Genomic DNA, 20,922 nt, shown 5'->3' with positions numbered 1-20,922 from the left:
AGCCGGCCATGCGACGCCCTACAGCTGGAAGCCCACCCACAGCACCAGGCCCTCGCCCACGTCGCGCAGCAGCCCGGCCTTGCGCGGCAGGTGCGCCCGGGCCAGGCGGCGTTCGTGCTCGAACCACTGGGCGAAGGCGGCGATGGCCGGCTGGTCGTGGAAGGCCACCATCAGCTCGTAGTTGAGGAACAGGCTGCGGCTGTCGATGTTGGCCGAGCCGGCCAGGGCCAGCACCTCGTCCACCACCACCAGCTTGGCATGCAGCATGTGCGGCGTGAGCCACAGCCGTGCACCGGCGGCGGCCAGGGCCCGCAGCGCGCGGCCGCGGGCGATGTCGGACATGCGGTGGTTGGAGCGGGCCGGCAGCAGCAGGTCCACCACCACGCCGCGGCGGGCCGCCAGGCACAGCGCGGCCAGCAGGGACGAGTCGGGCACGAAGTACGGCGTGACCATCATCAGCCGGCTGCGGGCGCGGTAGGCGGCCGTCACCAGCATCGACTGGATGGTGTCGTCCAGCTGGTCGGGCCCGCTGGCCACCATCTGCGCCCGGGCGCCGCACTGCGGGCCGGGCCCGGGGGCGGCAAGGCAGGCAGCGCCGGCGCGGGCAGCCGCGGCCGGCCGCCGGCAAAGCGCCAGTCGTGGCGGAACAGCGCGCTGGCCTGCTGCACGAAGGGGCCGCGCAGGTCGAAGCTGAGGTCGTGCCAGGCGGGCCTGCCGGGTTCGCCGTCGAAGTACTCGCTGGCCAGGTTGCGCCCGCCGCACCACAGCCGCTGCGTCGGCAGGCCGGCATCGGCCACCAGCAGCTTGCGGTGGTTGCGCAGGTTGGTGCGGCCCTTCAGCGGTGAATGCAGCGGCGGCACGAACTGCACCGAATGGCCGCCCGCGGCCTTCAGCACTTCCAGCTCGGGCCGGCCGCCCATCAGCGCCCCCAGGCCATCGAGCATCAGCCGCACGGTGACGCCGGCACGCGCCCGCGCGGCCAGCCGCTCCACCACCGCCTGGCCGAAGGCATCGCGGCCGATGATGAAGGTGCACAGGTCGATGGAATGGCGGGCCTGGTCGATCACCTCCCACAGCGCGCCGCGGGCCGCCGCGCCGTCGGCATGGATGGCCAGGTCCGCATACGGTGCCGCAGCCGGCTGGCGCAGTGCCAGCGCGGTCCGCTCGGCCCAGCTGGTGGCCTCGCCCACCGGATGGGCGCCGGCCAGCCGCACCGGCCGGGTGCGCTTGCGCGAGCCGAAGATGAGGAAGCCGGGCAGCGCCAGGTAAGGCACCAGCAGGATGAACAGCACCCAGGCCACGGCGGCGGCCGGCTGGCGCCGCTGACCCAGCACATGGGCGGTGATCACGTAGATCAGCAGCGCGATCACGGTGACCAGGCCGTGCAGGCTCAGCCAATGGGCAAGCGTGAGGACCGGCAGCATCGGCGGTGGTGGCACTCCGTGGACGACGACAACGCCCCGCAGGATAGCCGCCCTGGCGGCCGCGCCGCAGTGGGCTAACCCAGCCGCAGCGCCATCACCCCGGCCACGATGATGGCGGTGCCGGCCGCGCGTTGCCAGCCGAAGGGCTCGCGCAGCAGCCAGGTGCCCAGCAGCGCCGCGAACAGCACCGAGGTTTCGCGCAGTGCCGCCACGGCGGCCACCGGCGCGCGGGTCATGGCCCACAGCGCGATCCCGTAGCTGCCCAGCGAGGCCGCGGTGCCCAGCGCGGCCACCGGCCAGCGCCGCGCCATGTAGCGGCGCGCGGCCGGCAGGTCGGCGCGGCGCTGCCACATCACCAGGGCGAAGTACGGCAGGCCATCGAACAGGAACAGCGCGGCCACGTAGGCGCCGGCATGCCCGCTGGCGCGCACGCCCAGGCCGTCCACCACCGTGTAGGCGGCGATGATGGCCGCGTTGAACAGCGCCATTCGCATGGCCTTGCGGCGCTGGGCCTCCGGTCCGGTGTGGCCGCTGCGCGCCAGGCCCAGCAGCACCACGCCCACGCTCACGGTGGCCACGCCAGCCCAGGCGGTGGCCGACAGCCCCTCGCCGATCAGCGCATGCCCGCCCACGGCCACCAGCAGCGGCGCGCCGCCGCGCATCAGCGGATAGGTCAGGCCCAGGTCGCCATGCCGGTAGGCACTGGCCAGGGCCACGTAGTAGCCGATGTGGATCAGCGCGGACAGGCCGATGTACGGCCAGGCCGCGGCCGGCGGCAGGCCGGTGAACAGCAGCAGCGGCAGCGCGATCACCGGGCCCAGCGCATGGATCAGCGCGGTGTCCAGCGACTTGTCGGCGGCCGACTTGATCAGCGCGTTCCAGCTGGCATGCAGCGCGGCGCCGCACAGCACCGCGGCCAGCACGCCGCCGCCCAGGGCACCCGGCAGCAGCGGTGCTGCCTCAGCCACCGGCGGCGCAGCGGCGCGCCCGGGCCAGGTAATGCGCCAGCGGCGGCGTGGCCAGGCCGGGCGCCTTGGCCGCGTCGTCCCATAGCCGCAGCGCCACCGCTTCCTGCGCATGCGGCTGGGCGATGAAGGCCTGCGCCTGCGCAGCGTCGAACACGCCGCCCTGCAGCCGCAGGCTGCGCTGCGAATCGGTGGACAGCGCCGCGTGGTAGCCCGGCCGCACCGCGCACAGGTAGCGCTTGGCATCCACATGGCGGGCGATGGCGTCCAGCACCCGTTCACCGAACAGCGGGCGCAGGAAGGGCAGCGCCAGGTACTGGTGCAGGTCGTCGATGCCGCGCAGCGTGGGCGTGGCGCCGTGGTCGGCCAGCAGGTGGCCCAGGTCGTGCAGCAGCGCGGCCGTGACCAGTTCGTCGTCGGCACCGGCCTGCTCGGCCAGCCAGGCGGCCTGCAGCGCGTGTTCCTGCTGCGTCACCGGCTCGCCGGCGTACTGCTCGGCACCGCGGGCCGCGAACACCGCCTCGATGTCTTCCAGCGTCAGGGCCATGCTGCGCTGTCCTGCCTCAGGCCGCCGCCGCCTGCTGCTGCAGGTGCTTGTGCAGCGTGCGCTCGCGGCTGTTCATCACATGGCGGAACATGGCCTCGCCGGCCGCCTCCGCGTCGCCGGAGGCGATGGCCTTGACGATCTGCTTGTGCTCGCGTGCGAACACCGCCATCGATTCGCCCGACAGGTTCTGCCTGCGGTGCAGCGTCAGCTCCTTGGTGAGCTTGCGGTAGGTGGCGGCCAGCTTCTGGTTGCCGGCCAGCGCCAGCAGCCGGTCGTGGAACTGCAGGTTGCTGGCATGGAAGGTGTCGGCATCGCCGGCCTTGGCGGCGCGGTCCATCTCGTCGGCCATGCGGCGCAGCTCGCGCACCTGCGCCGTGCCCAGGGACTGCGCCAGCTTGCGGCCGATGTACTGGTCCATCATCGCGCGCACCTCGAAGATCTCCAGCACCTCGTCGATCGGCGGGCTGCGCACGAACACGCCGCGGTTCTTCTCGGTGCGCACCAGGCCGGCTTCCTCCAGCCGGCGAAAGGCCTCGCGCAGCGGCCCGCGCGAGACACCGAGCTGCGCGGCCAGCGCAGCCTCGGTGAGCTTGTCGCCAGGGGCCAGCACGCCTTGCAGGATCAGCCGCTCGAGCTCGGCCTGCACCAGGTCGGCCAGTGACGTGCCCTGCAATTGGGCGATGGTGGGATGCGGCGGTGCGGCGGCGCTGTCGGTCATGGCCAAAGTATGCCCGAGCCGGCTGATTGTCGACAATCTTCAATCGTCAATCAGCGATCTTTCGTTGGCCTTGTTCTTGCTGACGCCGCGATTCATGCGCTTGTCACGTTGCCAAGACATAAACCGGCCATTCGCACCAACCGACGCAAGGGGTTCAAGCATGGGTTTCCGCAAGACGATGATGGCCGCGGTGGCCGGGCTGCTGATGGTGGCTGCCGCCCAGGCGGCCGACAAGACGCAGCTGACGGTGTACACCGCGCTGGAGACCGACCAGCTCAAGGCCTACCAGCAGGCCTTCAACAGGGCCCACCCCGACATCGAGATCAAGTGGGTGCGCGACTCCACTGGCGTCGTCACCGCCAAGCTGCTGGCCGAGAAGGCCAATCCGCAGGCCGACGTGGTGTGGGGCGTGGCCGCCTCCAGCCTGGCCCTGCTCGACCGCAACGGCATGCTGGAGCCCTATGCGCCGATGAACCTCGACGCCATCATGGCCAAGTACCGCGACGCCAAGAACCCGCCGGCCTGGTGGGGCATGGACGTCTTCGGCGCGGTGGTGTGCTTCAACACCGTGGAGGCGAAGAAGCGCAACATCCCGCTGCCCACCAGCTGGAAGGACCTCACCCGGCCCGAGTTCAAGGGCCAGGTGGTGATGCCCAACCCGGCCTCCTCGGGCACCGGCTACTTCGACGTGGTGGCCTGGCTGCAGATGTGGGGCGACGACGGCGGCAAGGGCGGCGGCTGGAAGTACATGGACGCGCTGCACGAGAACATCGCGCAGTACACGCACAGCGGCTCCAAGCCCTGCAACATGGCCGCTGCCGGTGAGTACGTGGCCGGCATCTCGCTGGAATACCGCGGCTACACCAACAAGGCCAAGGGCGCGCCCATCGAGCTGGTGTTCCCGAAGGAAGGCCTGGGCTGGGACCTGGAGTCCTTCGGCATCCACAAGGGGACGAAGAACCTGGCCGCCGCCAGGAAGCTGGCCGACTGGGCTTCCAGCAAGGACGCGATGGTGCTCTACGGCAAGAACTTCGCGCTCACCGCGCAGCCGGGCGTGGCGCCCAAGCTGGAGCACATCCCGGCCGACTACGAGTCGCGGCTGATCAAGATGGACTTCAACTACGCCGCCGCGCAGCGCGACGCCATCCTCACGGAATGGTCCAAGCGCTACGACGCCAAGAGCGAAGCGAAGAAGTAGGCTGCTGCCGTGGCCACCCTGTACGACGAAGCCCTGCCCTACCTGCAGCTCGAAGGCGTGGGCAAGCGCTTCGGCGCCTTCCAGGCGCTGAGCGACGTCGACCTGCAGATCCGCCGCGGCGAGTTCGTGTGCTTCCTCGGCCCTTCGGGCTGCGGCAAGACCACGCTGCTGCGCATCATCGCGGGGCTGGAGCAGCACGACGTGGGCCGCATCGTGCAGGCCGGGCGCGACATCTCCGCCCTGCCGCCGGCCGACCGCGACTACGGCATCGTGTTCCAGTCGTATGCGCTGTTCCCCAACCTGAGCATTGCCGACAACGTGGCCTACGGGCTGGTGAACCGCCGCCAGCCCCGGGCCGCCGTGGCCGCGCGGGTGGAAGAACTGCTGGCGCTGGTGGGCCTGCCGGGCAGCGGCGGCAAGTACCCGGCGCAGATGTCGGGCGGCCAGCAGCAGCGGGTGGCGCTGGCGCGTGCGCTGGCCACTTCGCCCGGGCTGCTGCTGCTGGACGAGCCGCTGTCGGCGCTGGACGCCATCGTGCGGCTGCGGCTGCGCAAGGAGATCCGCGCGCTGCAGCGGCAGCTGGGCGTCACCACCATCATGGTCACGCACGACCAGGAGGAAGCCATGTCGGTGGCCGATCGCATCGTGGTGATGAACCATGGCGTGATCGAGCAGGTGGGCACGCCGATGCAGGTGTACCGCGAACCGGCCACGCCTTTCGTCGCCGATTTCGTCGGCAAGGCCAGCCGGCTGCAGGCGGTGGCCGAGGGCGACCGCTGGTTCCGCGCCGGCGCGCTGCGGCTGCAGTGCCCGCCGGGCCAGGCCGCCGGGTTCCGCCCCGGCGCGCCGGTGGCGCTGTACCTGCGGCCGGAAGACCGCCTCGTCGAAGGCTTCGACGCGGCCCACCCGGGCGCCTGCAGCGGCACGGTGCAGCGCATCGAATTCGCCGGCAGCAACTGCCTGGCCGAAATGGCGGTGGACGGCCTGCCGGGCCAGCCGGTGCAGCTGCAGTTCTCGCTCAACCAGATGGAGGAGTTCGGCGTGCGTGAAGGCGCGGCCCTGCGCTTTGCCCTGCGCACCGACCGGTTGCGGGTGTTCCCGGCCACGTCTTCCGCCGGCGCGGCCGCATGAGCACGCCGCCGATGGCCCTGCCCGTGCTTGCCGCCGCTCCTGCCCGCACGGCCGCAGCAGCGCCTCGCCAGCGCATGCACTGGACCGACCGGCTCTCGCAGGCCGGCCTGCTGCTGGTGGCGCTGGTGCTGGCCGCCGGGCTGCTGGGGCCGCTCGCGGCCCTGCTATCGCAGGCCTTCCAGCCCGGCGATGGGGCCGCGGCCCCGGCGTCGCGCTGGGTGCACTTCGGCGCCTACCTGGCCTCGCCCGCGCTGCGGCAAAGCCTGCTCAACAGCCTCTGGGTCTCGGGCCTGGTCACGCTCATCGTGCTGCCGCTGGCCTTCACCTTCGCCTATGCGCTCACCCGCAGCTGCATGCCGGCCAAGGGCCTGCTGCGCAGCATCACGCTGCTGCCGCTGCTGGCGCCTTCGCTGCTGTCGGCCATCTCGCTGATCTACTGGTTCGGCAACCAGGGCCTGGCCAAGGACTTCTGGCTGGGGCTGGGCTTCAGCGGCCTGTACGGCGCGCCGGGCATCGTGCTGGCCGAATGCTTCGCGGTGTTCCCGCATACCTTGATGATCCTGGTCAGCGCGCTGGCCATGGCCGATGCCCGGCTGTACGAGGCGGCCGATGCGATGGGCACCTCCACCCTGCGCAAGTTCCTCACCATCACGCTGCCGGGGGCGCGCTACGGCCTGGTCTCGGCAGGCCTGGTCACCTTCACGCTGGTCATCACCGACTTCGGCATCCCGAAGGTGGTGGGCGGCAATTTCAACGTGCTGGCCACCGACGTGTTCAAGCTGGTGATCGGCCAGCAGGACTTCCAGCGCGGCGCGGTGGTGGCGCTGCTGCTGCTGGCCCCGGCCGCCCTCAGCTTCGCGGTGGACGGCCTGGTGCAGCGGCGCCAGACGGCCATGCTGGGCGCCCGCGCGGTGGCCCTGGTGCCACGGCCGGCGCGTGGCTTCGATGCGGCGATGACGGCCTTCTGCATGACCGTGGCGGCACTGATGCTGGCGATGTTCGGCATGGCGGTGTTCGCCTCGTTCGCCAAGCTGTGGCCCTACAACCTGGCGCCCAGCCTGGACCACTACATCGCCGGCATCGTCGACGCCGAGCTGGGCGATGCCCTGTTCAACAGCCTGAAGCTGGCCGCCGGCACCGCGGTGATCGGGCCGGTGCTGGTGTTCGTCGGCGCCTACCTGCTGGAGAAGACGCGCGGCCTGGGCTGGGCGCGGCCGGCGGTGCGGCTGATGGCCCTGCTGCCGATGGCCGTGCCCGGGCTGGTGCTGGGCCTGGGCACCATCTTCTTCTTCAATGCGCCGGCCAATCCGCTGCACGGCCTCTACCAGACCGGCGCGCTGCTGGTGCTGTGCACCGTGGTGCACTTCTACACCACCGGGCACCTGACGATGGTCACCGCGCTGAAGGCCATCGATCCCGAGTTCGAGTCGGTCTCGGCCTCGCTCAAGGTGCCGTTCTACAAGACCTTCTGGCGGGTCACGCTGCCGATCTGCCTGCCCACGCTGCTGGATGTGTCGCGCTACTTCTTCGTCAATGCGATGACGACCATCTCGGCCGTGGTGTTCCTCTACACGCCCGACACCAGGCTGGCCTCGGTGGCCATCCTCAACCTGGACGAAGCCGGCGAAACCGGCGCCGCCGCGGCGATGGCGGTGCTGATCGTGGCGGTGTCCGGCACCGTCACGCTGCTGTACCTGGCCCTGGGCACCTGGGTGGACCGCCGCACCCAGGCCTGGCGCCGCCCTGCCCCCTGACCGACCCTGCACCATGGACCGCGACCACATCCTGCTCACCCCCGGCCCGCTGACCACCACGCTGCGCACCAAGCTGGCGATGCTCAAGGACTGGGGCTCCTGGGACGCCGACTTCAACGCCCTCACCGCCCGCGTGCGGCATGGCCTGCTCGACATCCTGCACGGCCATGACACCCATGCGGTGGTGCCCCTGCAGGGCAGCGGCACCTTCAGCGTGGAGGCGGCGGTGGCCACCGTGGTGCCACGCGACGGCCACCTGCTGGTGCTGGACAACGGCGCCTACTGCAAGCGCCTGGGCAAGGTGGCCACGCTGATGGGCCGCCGCACCACGGTGGGCACGCGGGCGGAGCACCTGCCCGTCTCACCCGCCGAGCTGGAGGCCCTGCTGCTGGCCGACCGCAGCATCACCCACGTGGGGCTGATCCACTGCGAGACGGGCACCGGCATCGTCAACCCGCTGGCCGAGGTGGCCGAGGTGTGCCAGCGCCTGGGCCGCCGGCTGATCGTCGATGCGATGAGCAGCTTCGGAGCGCTGCCCATCGATGCCCGCGCGATCCGCTTCGACGCGCTGATCGCCGCCAGCGGCAAGTGCCTGGAAGGCGTGCCCGGCATGGGCTTCGTCTTCGTGCGCAAGGAGGTGCTGGCCGAATGCGCCGGCAACAGCCATTCGCTGGCGATGGACCTGCACGACCAGCATGCCTACATGGAGCGCACCGGCCAGTGGCGCTTCACGCCGCCCACGCATGTGGTGGCGGCGCTGGCCGAGGCCCTGGCCCAGTACCAGGAGGAAGGCGGCCAGCCGGCCCGCCTGGCCCGCTACACCGGCAACTTCGACACCCTGACCGACGGCATGGCGGCGCTGGGCCTGCGCACCTTCCTGGCGCCCGAGCACCTGTCGCCCATCATCGTCACCTTCCTCGCGCCGGCCGACGCGCGCTACGACTTCGGCGCCTTCTACGCCAGCGCCAAGGCCCAGGGCTTCCTGCTGTATCCCGGCAAGCTGACCGAGGTGGACACCTTCCGCGTCGGCTGCATCGGCGCCATCGGCCGCAAGGAGATGCAGCAGGCGGTGGACGCGGTGGGCCACACGATGCGCGCGATGGGCCTGCGCGCCTGAAGCCGCTCGATGGCAGCACGGCACTTCGACGTGGTGGTGGTCGGCGCAGGCATCGTCGGCCTGGCCCATGCGTACGCCGCCGCGCGCCGCGGCTGGCGGGTGTGCGTGGTCGAGCGGGACGCGGCCTGCGTGGGCGCCTCGATCCGCAACTTCGGCTTCATCACCGTCACCGGCCAGGCGGCCGGTGACACCTGGCGCCGGGCCCGCCGTGCGCGCGACCTATGGGCCGAGGTGGCGCCGCAGGCCGGCATCGCGGTGCTGCACCAGGGCCTGTGGCTGGTGGCCCGGCGGCCTGCGGCGGCCGAGGTGCTGCAGCAGTTCATGCAGGGCGACATGGCCGACGGCTGCAGCCTGATGAGCCCGGCCGAAGCCGCCCGCCGGGCCGATGCGCTGGCACTGGCCGATGCCGCCGCGGTGCTGCACAGCCCGCACGAGCTGCGCGTGGAATCGCGCACCGCCATCGGCCTGCTCACGCGCTGGCTGGCCGAGGCACATGGCGTGGTCTTCCGCTTCGACGAGGCGGTGCTGCAGGTGGATGCGCCGCGGCTGCACACCGGCCGCGGCATGCTGCAGGCCGAGCGCATCGTGCTGTGCACCCATACCGACCTGGCCAGCCTGCAGCCCGAGCGCCTGGCCCCGCACGGCCTGCGCCTGTGCCAGCTGCAGATGCTGCGGGTGCAGCCGCAGGCGGGCTTCAAGCTGCCCGGCGCGGTGATGGGCGACCTGAGCCTGGTGCGCTACGGCGGCTTCGCCGCGCAGCCGGCCGCGCAGGCCCTGCGCCAGCAGCTGCAACGGGAGGAGCCCGACGCGCTGGCCCACGGCATCCACCTGATCGCGGTGCAGAGCGCCGACGGCAGCCTGGTGGTGGGCGATTCGCACCATTACGGCGCCGCGCCGGAGCCCTTCGCCAGTGCCGACGTCGAGGCCCTGATCCTGCACCACCTGCGGCGCCTGCTGCGGCTGACCGAGGGCCGCGTGACCGAACGCTGGCTGGGCCAGTACGTGTCGTCGCCCCACACCGATTGCCTGATCGACGCGCCGTGCGATGCCGTGCGGCGTGTCGTCGTCACCAGCGGCACCGGCGCCAGCACCGCCTTCGGCATCGCCGAAGAGGTGTTCGACGCCTGGTGAGCCGCACCGCCTGGAAACCCTCATGCACCCTACCTCCTCCCAGCTCACCGCCGTCGTCTTCGACTGGGCGGGCACCATCATCGACTTCGGCTCCTGCGCGCCGATGGGCGCCTTCGTCCGCCTGTTCGAGCAGTTCGGGGTGCAGATCAGCATCGCCGAGGCGCGCGGGCCGATGGGCATGGCCAAGTGGGACCACATCCAGGCGCTGGGCCGGCTGCCGCGCATCGCCGCGCAATGGCAGGCCCGCCATGGCCGGCCCTTCACCGATGCCGACGCGGATCATCTGTACGAGGTGTTCACGCCGATGAATGCCGCGGTGGTGCCCGACCATGCCGGCTTCATTCCCGGCGCCCTGGCCACGGTGGATGCCCTGCGCGCACGCGGCCTGAAGATCGGAAGCACCACCGGCTACAACCGGCCGATCATGGAGGTGGTGACGCCGATCGCCGCCCGCGGCGGATACGTGCCGGACAACCTGGTGTGCGCCGGCGACCTGGCCGCCGGCCGGCCCAGCCCGCTGATGATGTACCGCACCTTCGCCGACCTGGGCGTGTGGCCGCCGCACACGGTGGTGAAGGTGGACGACACCGGCGTCGGCCTGGAGGAAGGCCGCCACGCCGGCACCTGGGCGGTGGGCCTGGCCATCAGCGGCAATGCCAACGGCCTGACCCTGGCCGAGTGGCAGGCCTTGGACGAAGCGCAGCAGCAGGACCGCCGCCAAGCCGCCACCGCCGCCCTGCAGGCCGCCGGCGCGCACTACGTGATCGACAGCGTGGCCGAGTTGCTGCCGGTGATCGACGACATCCAGGCGCGGCTGCTGCGCGGCGAGCGACCGGAGGGCCAATCCGTCCAGCCCACCTAGCGGCAAGACCTTCGCGATGCCGGCGGTACCCACGGGCTTCAAGCTGGAGCCGGTCGGCAAGCAGGCCGGCATCCCCCGATGCTCAGTCCTCCGACTCCGCCAGCACCACCGCCTGCTTGCGCACCGCGCCGGCGCGCCACAGCGTCAGCGACACGCGGTCGCCGGGCTGGTGGCGCTCCAGTTCGGTGAGCATGTCGTCCAGGTCGGCCACCGGCGTGTCGTCGATGGCCTGGATGACGTCGCCGGCCACGATGCCGCCCTGCGCGCCGCGGGCGAAGGGCCGCAGCCCCGCCTTCTGCGCCGGGCCGCCCGGGGCCACGCCGACCAGCGGCACGCCCTTGGGCAGGCCCAGCGCGCGGCCCATGTTCTCCGGGCCGGCGGTTACGCCCAGGGCCGGCCGCACCATGCGGCCGTCGCGGATCAGCCGCGGCACGATGCGGTTGACCTCGTCCACCGGAATGGCGAAGCCGATGCCGGCGCTGGCGCCCGAAGGGCTGTAGATGGACGTGTTGACGCCGATCACCCGGCCGGCCGAATCCAGCAGCGGGCCGCCGGAGTTGCCCGGGTTGATGGCCGCGTCGGTCTGGATGGCACCGCGGATGGTGCGGCGGGTGACCGATTCGATCTCGCGGTTGAGCGCGCTGACAATGCCGGTGGTCAGCGTCTGGTCCAGGCCGAAGGGATTGCCCAGCGCATACACCTTCTGGCCCACCTGCAGGTCCTTGCTGGTGCCCAGCGCGATGGGCGGCAGCTTGCCCCGCGGCGCCTCGATCTTCAGCACCGCCAGGTCACGGTCGGGGAACACGCCCACCAGCGAAGCCTTGTGCGAGCTCTGGTCCGAAAGCGTCACGCGGGCGCCCGAGGCCTCCTGGATGACGTGGAAATTGGTGACGATGTGGCCCGCCTCGTCCCACACGAAGCCGGTGCCGGTGCCGCGCGGCACCTGGGTCACGCGCGGGCTGAAGAAGTCGCGCTCCACGCCCAGCGCGGTGATGTTCACCACCGAGGGCGAGACGGCCTTGAACACGGCGATGTTGTTCAGCTCGTCGGCGGTCAGCGGGCCGCGCGGGGCCACGGTGCGCGGCGCGGCCTCGGGCCGGGCGGCGGCGGGCAGGCCTGCGGCGGCCGAGAGGCAGCCCAGGGCGCCGAGTTGCAGCAGCAGGCGCCGGCCGGCGATGGGAAGGGTGCTGGGCATGCGGTGGGTCATGACGGGACGGGCGCGCGAGGCGCCGGTGTGAGCCAGGGCGGCTGGCATTCTCCCCGAGCACGGCGGCGCTAAGCTGGGGGCCCGCAGTCCGCTTGCATGCCATGAACGCCAGCCCCGCCGAAGACCCCCGGCTCGACACCGCCGAGCAGGCCCAGCAGGCGGCCACCCTGTTCGGCGACGACCCGGAGGACAGCGCGCACGGCGCCGACGAGCGGGCCGCCGCGGCCAACCGCAGCACCTGGGTGAGCATCGTCGTCAATGCGGTGCTGATCGTGCTGCAGCTGTTCGTCGGCCTGTTCGCGCAATCGCAGGCGCTGGTGGCCGATGCGATGCACTCGCTGTCCGACCTGGTGAGCGACTTCGTGGTGCTGCTGGCCGGCAAGCACAGCCGCAAGGCGGCCGACGACGACCATCCGTACGGCCATGCCCGCTTCGAGAACGCCGGCTCGCTGGTGCTGGGCGCGCTGCTGCTGGCGGTGGGCGTGGGCATGCTGTGGTCGGCGCTGCGCAAGCTGGAAGCGCCGGCCGACATCCCGCAGGTGCATGTCGCGGCCCTGGGCGTGGCCGCCTTCACGCTGGTGTGCAAGGAGGGGCTGTTCCGCTACATGCTGGCGGTGGCCAAGCGGGTGCGCTCCAGCCTGCTGGTGAGCAATGCCTGGCATGCGCGCTCGGACGCCGCGTCGTCGCTGGTGGTGGGCCTGGGCATCCTGGGCAACCTGATGGGCTTTCCGCTGCTCGACCCGATCGCCGCGGCCATCGTCGGCTTCCTGATCGCGCGCATGGGCTGGATCTTCGGCTGGAATGCGCTGTCCGACCTGATGGACCGCGGCGCCAGCGCCGAGGAGGTGGAAGCCATCACCCGCACCGCCGCCGCCACGCCCGGCGTGCATGCGGTGCACGACCTGCGCACCCGCAAGATGGGCGACATGCTGGTGGTGGACATGCACCTGGAAGTGGACGGCAGCCTGAGCGTGGAGCAGGGCCACGACATCGCCGTGGCCGCGCGGGACGCGGTGCTGGCCCGCCACGACGTGCTGCGGGTGATGACGCACGTGGACCCGTGGCCGCGCCGCGGCGACACGCCCCCGCCACCGGCTAGATGAAGGGCGCGAACTCGGTGCGCAGCCGCGCCTGCGGCGCGTGCCAGTCCAGCAGCCAGCCGGCGAAGTCGGTCTCGGGCATCGGCTTGCCCATCAGGTAGCCCTGGGCCTCGTCGCAGTGCAGGGCCTTCAGCAGGGCCCAGGTCTGCGCGTTCTCCACGCCTTCGGCGCACACCGTCAGGCCCAGGTTGTGGGCCAGGTCGATGGTGGAACGCACGATCTTCAGGTCGGCGCGGTCGGTCTCCATGCCCATCACGAAGCTGCGGTCGATCTTCAGCTCATGCAGCGGCAGCTGCTTCAGGTAGGCCAGCGACGAGTAGCCGGTGCCGAAGTCATCGATCGACAGCCGCAGGCCCATGGCATGCAGGCGCTGCAGCGTCTGCAGCGCGCGCTCGGGGTCGTCCATGATGGCGCTCTCGGTGATCTCCAGGCACAGCGCCTGCGGCTGCACGCCGCCGCGGGCGAACAGGCGCTCCATCTTGGCCGGCAGGTGCTGGTCCAGCAGGTCCCGGGTGCTGAGGTTGATCGCGAACTTCAGGTCGATGCCGCGGCGCTGCAGCTCGGCATAGCGCATCGAGCAGCGCTCGATCATCCAGCCGGTGAGCTCGCGGATGAAGCCGGTCTGCTCCGCGAACGGGATGAACTGCATCGGCGGGATCATGCCGCGCAGCGGGTGCTGCCAGCGCACCAGGGCCTCGGCGCCCACCACCGCGCCGGTGGCCATCGCGATCTTGGGCTGCAGGTACAGCCGCAGCTGGTCCTGCGCCACGGCGGCGCGCAGCTCGGTCAGCAGCGACAGCGAGGCCTCGCTCGACGAATCGATGGCGGCGCTGTAGAGCATCACGCCGGTCTCGTGGGCGGGCTGCGACTTGGCGGCGTACATGGCCATCTCGGCGCGCACCAGCAGGGTGTCGGCCTCGCTGCCGTGCGCCGGATGCGCGGCGATGCCGATGCCGGCGCTGACGTCGATGGTGTGGTCGTCCAGCGTGAGCGGCTGCTCCAGCAGCGTGCGCAGCCGGCGCGCGGTGTCGATGGCGGTGTCGGCATCGGCACCGGGCAGCATCACCGCGAACTCGTCGCCGCCCAGGCGGGCCACCAGGTCGTGCTCGGCCAGGCCGCCGCTGCGCAGCCGCGCCGCGATCTGCCGCAGCAGCCGGTCGCCGAAGGCATGGCCCAGCACGTCGTTCACATGCTTGAAGCGGTCCAGGTCCAGCATCAGCACCGACAGCGGCTTTCGGCTGGCCAGTTGCGCCAGCAGCGCGCCGTGGAATTGCGCCCGGTTGGGCAGGCCGGTGAGCGTGTCCCAGTACGCCAGGCGGCGGATCTCCTGCTCGCGCTGCTGCAGGCCCTGGCGCATGGCCTCGAAGGAGCGGGCCAGGTCGCGCACCTCGTCCTGCGCCTGCACCGCCACCGGCACCGCATAGTCGCCGGCGCCCAGCCGCTCGGCACTGCGCGACAGGGCCTGGATCGGCCGCGTGATCTGCCGCGCGGTGTAGATGCTGCCCAGGGTGAACACCGCCAGGCCGGCGCCGCTGATGGCCAGCAGGATGAGCTGCAGCCGCCGGAACGGCGCCACCGCGTCGTCCACCGACTGCAGCAGCAGCACCGCCGCCTCGGTGCCGCCGGAGCGGCCCAGCGGGGCCACCCGCATCGCGTACTGCTCGCCTTCCAGCAGCACCGTGGCCGCGGCCGACGGCATGCCCAGCGCACGCACCTGCGTGGCCAGTTCGTCGTGGTCGGCCGGCGCCGCATCGGCTGGTGGCAGCACCTGCCAGGCGGCGCCCTCGGCCCGCACCGCCAGCGCGGTGCGCAGGCCGGCGATCTGTTCCACGTCGCGCAGCAGCGCGCTGCCCACCGGGAAGCCCATCGCCACATGGCCGATGAGCTGCGGCGCGCGCACCGGCACGGTGACGATCTGGTAGGGCCGCTGGTCGATGACGGCCACCAGGCTCAGGTCGGCGGCCGGCGCCGTGCCGGCCATGCGCCCGGACAGGGCCCGCGCCGCGGCATCGCCATGCGTGGTGGTGGCGGCCACCAGGCGGCCGGCGGCATCGGTATAGAAGGCCACTTCGGCGCCGATGCGCGCGCCATGGTTGTCCAGCGCATCGGCCACGGTGGCGCGGTCGCCGCTGGCCACCGCGGCGCGGAAGCCGAAGTCGGCCGCCAGCACCGTGGAGGCATCGGCGATGTTCTGCGCATTGGCCGCCAGCAGGCGGCGCAGCACCTTCTCGCCGGTGGCCAGCTCCTGCGCGATGGTGGCGCGCGCATTGACCTCCAGGTCGCGGCGGATGGCCAGGAAGCTGGCCGCCTGCACCACCACCAGCAGGCCGACGAACAGCATCACGATGCGCCACTGCAGGCGCCTGGCATACGGCCGCGTGATCCACCGCATGAGCCGCCCCGGCAGGCCGGCCGCCGTTGTCGAGCGCGACACCTCAGCCTCCCACCGGCAGGCGCAGCGCGGCGCGCAGGGCACCGCCACCCACCTGCAGCGCGGCCTCGGCCGGCAGGCCGGCCTCGCCCATGGCTGGATGCCAGCCGCGCAGCAGGTGCGCGCCGGCGGGCACCTCCAGCGTGGCCTCGCCGCGGGCATCGGTGCGGGCGAACAGCGGCGTGTCCACCACATGCACCCAGGCCGTCATGCGGTCGTGCACGTTGCAGCCCAGGGCCGCGGTGCCGGGCTTGTCGAACACCACCGGCCTCGTAGGCGTGCCGGCATACAGCTTCAGCTCGAAGCTGCGGATCGGCGAGAACGAATAGACGTGGTGGCGCACGGTGTCGAAATTGGGAAAGCTCACGGCGGTGCCGGTCTGCACCACGCTGACCGAGGGCACGAACTGCCGCTCGCGCTGGGCGATCTCGGCGGTGGCGCTGCTGGTGTGCTGCGGCTGGCCCTTGACCAGCACGTACACCACCGCCTCGGCCAGCGGCTTGCCGGTGCCGTCGGTCACCTGCACCGTCACCGGCGCAGCCAGCACGGCGGCGCTGCTGCACAGCAGCCCGCATCCGAGCAGGGCCTCACGCACGGCGGTGCGCCCCGTCGGCAGCCGGCGCCGGCCGCTGGCCCGGCAGCGGATGGCGTGGCGACAGCACCCGCAGCAGCTCGTCCTTGGCGCGGGGCGGCACATGGGCGCGGTCCAGCTCCTCGCGCAGCAGCAGCACCAGCGGGCGGAAGCGGCTGTCGTTGATGTTCAGGCCGGCGGCACCGGCTGCGGCGGGTTCGCCCACGCAGCCGCCGCCGGCCACCTGGCACAGCTGCTGCACCAGGCTGCGCTTGAGCGGCTGCGGCTGCCAGCCGGCCTCCCCCGCGCCGGTGCCCAGCGCCTGCTGTGCCAGCGGGTCGGTCGCCGCGCGGTCCACCAGCCGCTCCACCACCCGCTCCAGCTGCGGCGTGCCGCCCAGCCGTTCATACAGGGTGGGCGGCGCCTTGGGCGCGCTGCCGCAGGCGCCCAGCGCCAGCAGCATCAGGGTCGCCGGCACGGCGCGGAACAGGGTCGAGGCGGGCATGGGCAACTTGCTGCAGGACATGGCCCGGCCAGTAGACCGCGCCCGGCGGGGGCCGTAGGTCGCGATAAGTCCGGTCTTCCAGGCGCTGTTTGCCGCCGCGGCCGTGCACTTCGGCGGTGCGCCGCGCCAAATCCGCCACGTTTCCGTGCGCGGCGTCGCTCACGCCGGCGGGCCGGGACGCCGATACAGCCGCAGCGGCCCTTCCGGGCCCCGGGTCGGAGTTGGGGCGGACGACGATGGATGTCAGTGATGCAGCGCAGGTGAGCGCGGTGGCGGCGGCACCACCGGAGGATGCGCGCTCGCTGCTGTTGCAGACGCTGGAACAGGCCATCGACGGCGTGGTGCTGATCGACGAGCACAACGACGTGGTGGTGTTCAACGCCGCCGCGGAGCGGCTGTGGGGCTACCGCCGCGACCAGGTGCTGGGCCGCAACGTGCGCATGCTGATGCCGCACGAGATGCGCAGCCGTCACGACGCCGGCGTGCATGCGCACCGCCACACCGGCCGCAACCGCATCGTGGGCACCACGGTGGAGGTGCCCATCGAGCAGGCCGACGGCAGCCGGCGGCAGGCGACGATGTCGGTGTCGCAGGTGGTGTTCGAAGGGCGGGTGCTGTATTGCGCCTTCGTGCGAGACGCCTCGCAGCAGCATGAGCTGCTGGCGCGCCAGCGCCTGCTGTCCACCGCGGTGGACGAGAGCGACATCGCCGTCATCGTGGCCAGCGCCGACCGCCGCGTGGTGTTTGCCAATGCCGGCTGCCTGCGCATGTACGGCTACCGGCTGGAGGAGATGGTGGGCCACCGTCCCACCGAGCTGCTGGCCGGCCCGCACACCGATCCGTCGATGCTGCAGGCGCTGATGTCCGACGACCTGGCCGAGCAGAGCTTCTCCTGCGAGCTGCTCACCTACACCAAGGACGGCCGGCCGCTGTGGGTCTCCACCGCGGTCAATCCGGTGCACGATGCCCATGGCCGGCTGTGCAACTTCGTGGGCGTGCTCACCGACATCACCCAGACCAAGCTGCACGAGGTGCTGCAGTTCCGCGTGCTGGATGCGATGGCCCGCGAGGCGCCGCTGCACGAGCTGATGCTGCTGCTGTGCCGCGAGGTGGAGCGCATCGCGCCCGAGCTGGTGGCCAGCATCCTGCGGGTGGACGAGCAGCAGCGGCTGCAGACCCTGGCCGGCCCCAGCCTGCCGGCCGACTTCTGCCAGCAGATCAACGGCGTGGCCATCGGGCCCCAGGTGGGCTCCTGCGGCACCGCGGCCTGGCGCAATGCGCCGGTGATGGTGCGCGACATCGCCACCGATCCGCTGTGGGAACACTTCCGCGACCTGGCGCTGCCGCTGGGCCTGGCGGCCTGCTGGTCCAGCCCCATCCGCAGCAGCGACGGCCAGGTGCTGGGCACCTTCGCCTTCTATTACCGCGAGCCGCGCGAGCCCAGTGCGCTGCACCGCCGCCTGGTGGACGTGAGCCTGCACCTGTGCTCGCTGATCCTGGAGCGCGAACGGACCAAGGCCCACATCCACCAGCTGGCGTTCTACGACGCGCTGACCGGCCTGCCCAACCGCGCCCTGCTGCGCGGCAAGACGGAACGGGCGCTGCACGATGCCGGCCGCCATGGCTGGCCGCTGGCGGTGGTGTTCGTCGACCTCGACCGCTTCAAGCAGGTGAACGACACCCACGGCCATGTGGTGGGCGACGGCCTGCTGATCGAGCTGGCACGCCGGCTGGAGGCCTGCGCCCGGACCGGCGACATCATCGGCCGGCTTTCGGGCGACGAGTTCGTGGCGGTGCTGCCGCAATGCGGCGGCGGTGCCGCGGTGGCCGCGGTGGAACGGCTGGTGGCCGCCTTCGCGCAGCCGGTGACGGTGCACGGCGTGCTGCTGCATCCCGGCGCCAGCCTGGGCGTGGCCATGTACCCCGAAGACGGCACCGACATCGACACCCTGATACGCCATGCCGACATGGCGATGTACCAGGCCAAGATGCACCGGCGCGGCGGCTTCCGCTTCTTCAGCGCCGAGCTCAACCGCGAGGCGCATGAACGCGCGATGCTGGAGGCCGACCTGCGCGAGGCCCTGGGCCCGGCCGGCGGCCTGGCCCTGCACTACCAGCCCAAGGTGGCCAGCGACGACGGCCGGCTGTGCGGCGTGGAGGCGCTGCTGCGCTGGGCCCATCCGCGCCTGGGCATGGTGCCGCCGGTGCGCTTCGTGGCCCTGGCCGAGGAATGCGGCCTGGTGCACACGCTGGGCCGCTGGGTGCTGGCCGAGGCCTGCCGGCAGATGGCCGACTGGCGCGCCCGCGGCGTGCCGGTGCCCAGCGTGGCGGTCAACCTGTCGGCCAGCAACTTCCTGGACGCCGGCCTGCCCGAGGTGCTGCAGCGGCTGCTGGCGCGCCACGGGCTGAAGACCGGCGACCTGACGGTGGAGATGACCGAAAGCGTGATGCTCAACCCGGACCCGGTGGTGCTGGCCACGGTGCATGCGGTGCATGGGCTGGGCATCCGGGTGTCGCTCGACGACTTCGGCACCGGCTACTCCAGCCTCAGCCACCTGCACCGGCTGCCCATCGGCGAGCTCAAGCTCGACCGCAGCTTCGTGCAGGACATCGAGCATGACGACCTGGCGCGGGCGCTCACCGTGTCGGTCCTGCGCATCGGCAAGACGCTGGGCCTGACGGTGGTGGCCGAAGGCGTGGAAACCGAGGCCCAGCGCCGCTTCGTGGCCGACGAAGGCTGCCCGGTGGTGCAGGGCTACCTGGTGTCGCGGCCGGTGCCGCCGGCGGGTCTGGAGGCCTGGCTGGGCAAGGCCGGCAGCGGGTGGCCGCTCAGTCCGTCATCAGCCGAACCTTGACGCTCTTGCCCTTCACCTTGCCCGCGGCCAGCCGCTGGCACACCTGCGGCGCGATCTCGGCCTGCACCGCCACGTAGGTGGAGAACTCGTTGATGTTGATCTTGCCGATCTGCGTGCCGGCGTAGCCCAGGTCCTTGGTCAGCGCGCCCAGCACGTCGCCGGCGCGGATCTTCTCCTTGCGCCCGCCCATGATCTGGATCGTGGCCATCGGCGGGCGCAGCGGGTGGGCGGGGTCGGCGTCGGTCAGTTCGTCGAGCTTCTGCCATTCGGTGGTGAAGCCGCCGGCCGCCTCGATCTGGCCCACGCGGCCCATCTCGTCCAGGCTGGCCAGGCTGAAGGCCCACCCCTCTTCGTCCGCCCGGCCGGTGCGGCCGATGCGGTGGGTGTGGGTGTCGACGTCGGGCGTGATGTCGACGTTGATCACCGCCTCCAGCTGGCTGATGTCCAGCCCGCGGGCGGCGATGTCGGTGGCCACCAGCACGCTGCAGCTGCGGTTGGCGAAGCGGATGAACACCTGGTCGCGGTCGCGCTGGTCCAGGTCGCCGTGCAGCTCCAGCGCCGAGAAGCCCTGCGCCCGCAGCACCTCCACCAGGTCGCGGCACTGCTGCTTGGTGTTGCAGAAGGCCAGCGTGCTCACCGGCCGGTAGTGGTTGAGCAGCAGCCCCACCGCATGCAGCCGCTGCTCCTCGCTCACCTCGATGAAGCGCTGGCGGATCTTGGTCGGCGCATGCACCGCGGCCAGCTTGATCTCCTTGGGCTCGCGCATGAAGCGCGCGCTGAGCTTGGCGATGCCTTCCGGGTAGGTGGCGGAGAACAGCAGCGTCTGCCGCTTGGGCGGGCAGTGCTTGGCCACCACCGCGATGTCGTCGAAGAAGCCCATGTCCAGCATGCGGTCGGCTTCGTCGAGCACCAGCGTGTTCAGCGCCTCCAGGTCGAGGCTGCCGCGTTCCAAGTGGTCCATGATGCGGCCGGGCGTGCCCACCACGATGTGCGCGCCATGCTCCAGGCTGGCCAGCTGCGGCCGCATGGTGCTGCCGCCGCACAGCGTCAGCACCTTGATGTGGTCTTCTGCGCGGGCCAGGCGCCGCACCTCCTGCGTCACCTGCTCGGCCAGCTCGCGCGTGGGGCACAGCACCAGCGACTGCACCGCGAAGCGGCGCGGATTCAGGTTGGCCAGCAGCGCCAGCGCGAAGGCGGCCGTTTTGCCGCTGCCGGTCTTGGCCTGGGCGATGAGGTCGTGGCCGGCCAGCGCCAGCGGCAGCGTGGCGGCCTGGATCGGCGTCATGGCCGTGTAGCCCAGGCGCTGCAGGTTCTCCAGCGCGGCCGGGGGCAGCGGCAGGCGCGAGAAATCGGTGGCCGGATCGGGGGTTGCGTTCATGCGCGATTATCGGCAGCCCGGGCCTGAG

18 protein-coding genes are annotated in these 20,922 nt (G+C 71.8%); 8 read left to right on the top strand and 10 right to left on the bottom strand.

The window, feature by feature from the left end; translation table 11 throughout:
* Positions 1 to 18: 18 nt before the first annotated feature.
* From LRS14_RS03675 to LRS14_RS03655, 5 genes are all read right to left on the bottom strand, one after another.
* A complete protein-coding gene (locus LRS14_RS03675; RefSeq protein WP_257798636.1) occupies positions 19 to 537 on the bottom strand; it encodes a phospholipase D-like domain-containing protein in 519 nt (172 codons plus the stop codon).
* Positions 486 to 1,424, bottom strand: coding sequence for a phospholipase D-like domain-containing protein (locus tag LRS14_RS03670; protein WP_257798635.1), 939 nt, complete (start codon positions 1,422 to 1,424; stop codon positions 486 to 488). Before LRS14_RS03670 ends, LRS14_RS03675 begins: the two co-directional genes overlap by 52 nt.
* 74 nt (positions 1,425 to 1,498) lie before the next feature.
* A complete protein-coding gene (locus tag LRS14_RS03665; RefSeq protein ID WP_232315247.1) occupies positions 1,499 to 2,392 on the bottom strand; it encodes a DMT family transporter in 894 nt (297 codons plus the stop codon).
* Positions 2,385 to 2,936 (bottom strand): phosphonate degradation HD-domain oxygenase, encoded by a 552-nt coding sequence (locus LRS14_RS03660; protein ID WP_257798633.1) that lies wholly within the window; start codon positions 2,934 to 2,936, stop codon positions 2,385 to 2,387. The genes LRS14_RS03665 and LRS14_RS03660 overlap by 8 nt, the downstream gene beginning before the upstream one ends.
* A 16-nt stretch (positions 2,937 to 2,952) precedes the next feature.
* Positions 2,953 to 3,654, bottom strand: coding sequence for a phosphonate utilization associated transcriptional regulator (locus LRS14_RS03655; RefSeq protein WP_046111256.1), 702 nt, complete (start codon positions 3,652 to 3,654; stop codon positions 2,953 to 2,955).
* 160 nt (positions 3,655 to 3,814) lie between these two features.
* On the opposite strand from LRS14_RS03655, the gene LRS14_RS03650 reads away from it, so the two are divergent.
* From LRS14_RS03650 to phnX, 6 genes are read left to right on the top strand one after another with little or no spacing between them, the layout of a single operon-like run.
* A complete protein-coding gene (locus tag LRS14_RS03650) occupies positions 3,815 to 4,852 on the top strand; it encodes a putative 2-aminoethylphosphonate ABC transporter substrate-binding protein (RefSeq protein WP_046111255.1) in 1,038 nt (345 codons plus the stop codon).
* A gap of 9 nt (positions 4,853 to 4,861) precedes the next feature.
* Positions 4,862 to 5,983 carry a putative 2-aminoethylphosphonate ABC transporter ATP-binding protein gene (locus LRS14_RS03645; RefSeq protein ID WP_257798631.1) on the top strand — a complete coding sequence of 374 codons (1,122 nt, stop codon included), beginning with the start codon at positions 4,862 to 4,864 and terminating at the stop codon, positions 5,981 to 5,983.
* Positions 5,980 to 7,737: a putative 2-aminoethylphosphonate ABC transporter permease subunit gene (locus LRS14_RS03640; protein ID WP_404977527.1), complete on the top strand. Its 1,758-nt coding sequence runs from the start codon at positions 5,980 to 5,982 to the stop codon at positions 7,735 to 7,737. Before LRS14_RS03645 ends, LRS14_RS03640 begins: the two co-directional genes overlap by 4 nt.
* Before the next feature lie 13 nt (positions 7,738 to 7,750).
* Positions 7,751 to 8,854, top strand: coding sequence for a 2-aminoethylphosphonate--pyruvate transaminase (locus LRS14_RS03635; RefSeq protein WP_257798630.1), 1,104 nt, complete (start codon positions 7,751 to 7,753; stop codon positions 8,852 to 8,854).
* Positions 8,855 to 8,863: 9 nt separating this feature from the next.
* A complete protein-coding gene (locus tag LRS14_RS03630) occupies positions 8,864 to 9,985 on the top strand; it encodes a TIGR03364 family FAD-dependent oxidoreductase (RefSeq protein WP_257798629.1) in 1,122 nt (373 codons plus the stop codon).
* A 22-nt stretch (positions 9,986 to 10,007) separates the two neighbouring features.
* The gene (phnX, locus tag LRS14_RS03625; protein ID WP_257798628.1) at positions 10,008 to 10,847 is read left to right on the top strand and encodes a phosphonoacetaldehyde hydrolase; all 840 of its coding nucleotides are present in this window, start codon (positions 10,008 to 10,010) and stop codon (positions 10,845 to 10,847) included.
* A gap of 82 nt (positions 10,848 to 10,929) precedes the next feature.
* Here the strand turns inward: phnX and LRS14_RS03620 are convergent, their stop codons facing one another.
* On the bottom strand, positions 10,930 to 12,054 hold the full coding sequence (locus tag LRS14_RS03620) for a S1C family serine protease (protein WP_404977526.1): 1,125 nt from the start codon (positions 12,052 to 12,054) through the stop codon (positions 10,930 to 10,932).
* A 101-nt stretch (positions 12,055 to 12,155) separates the two neighbouring features.
* Here LRS14_RS03620 and LRS14_RS03615 point away from each other — a divergent pair, with 101 nt between their 5' ends.
* Positions 12,156 to 13,157: a cation diffusion facilitator family transporter gene (locus LRS14_RS03615; RefSeq protein ID WP_257798626.1), complete on the top strand. Its 1,002-nt coding sequence runs from the start codon at positions 12,156 to 12,158 to the stop codon at positions 13,155 to 13,157.
* Here the strand turns inward: LRS14_RS03615 and LRS14_RS03610 are convergent.
* From LRS14_RS03610 to LRS14_RS03600, 3 genes are read right to left on the bottom strand one after another with little or no spacing between them, the layout of a single operon-like run.
* Positions 13,150 to 15,546, bottom strand: coding sequence for a bifunctional diguanylate cyclase/phosphodiesterase (locus LRS14_RS03610; protein WP_257798625.1), 2,397 nt, complete (start codon positions 15,544 to 15,546; stop codon positions 13,150 to 13,152). The two genes, LRS14_RS03615 and LRS14_RS03610, sit on opposite strands and share 8 nt — an antisense overlap.
* 43 nt (positions 15,547 to 15,589) lie before the next feature.
* Positions 15,590 to 16,180 carry a methylamine utilization protein gene (locus tag LRS14_RS03605; protein WP_257798624.1) on the bottom strand — a complete coding sequence of 197 codons (591 nt, stop codon included), beginning with the start codon at positions 16,178 to 16,180 and terminating at the stop codon, positions 15,590 to 15,592.
* Entirely contained in the window at positions 16,173 to 16,661 is a 489-nt protein-coding gene (locus LRS14_RS03600) for a hypothetical protein (RefSeq protein WP_257798623.1), read from the bottom strand. Before LRS14_RS03600 ends, LRS14_RS03605 begins: the two co-directional genes overlap by 8 nt.
* A 236-nt stretch (positions 16,662 to 16,897) precedes the next feature.
* Between LRS14_RS03600 and LRS14_RS03595 the strand changes: the two genes are divergently transcribed.
* The gene (locus tag LRS14_RS03595; protein ID WP_257798622.1) at positions 16,898 to 19,516 is read left to right on the top strand and encodes an EAL domain-containing protein; all 2,619 of its coding nucleotides are present in this window, start codon (positions 16,898 to 16,900) and stop codon (positions 19,514 to 19,516) included.
* On the opposite strand, the gene dbpA is transcribed toward LRS14_RS03595, so the two are convergent.
* Positions 19,491 to 20,894 (bottom strand): ATP-dependent RNA helicase DbpA, encoded by a 1,404-nt coding sequence (dbpA, locus tag LRS14_RS03590; protein ID WP_046115314.1) that lies wholly within the window; start codon positions 20,892 to 20,894, stop codon positions 19,491 to 19,493. The genes LRS14_RS03595 and dbpA overlap by 26 nt on opposite strands.
* Between the last annotated feature and the right edge of the window lie 28 nt (positions 20,895 to 20,922).

This window comes from Aquincola sp. J276 (assembly GCF_024700035.1).
Classification (GTDB): Bacteria; Pseudomonadota; Gammaproteobacteria; order Burkholderiales; family Burkholderiaceae_C; genus Aquincola; species Aquincola tertiaricarbonis.
Note: the sequence above shows the minus strand (reverse complement) of the source record. Positions and strands in the feature narration are given on the sequence as shown.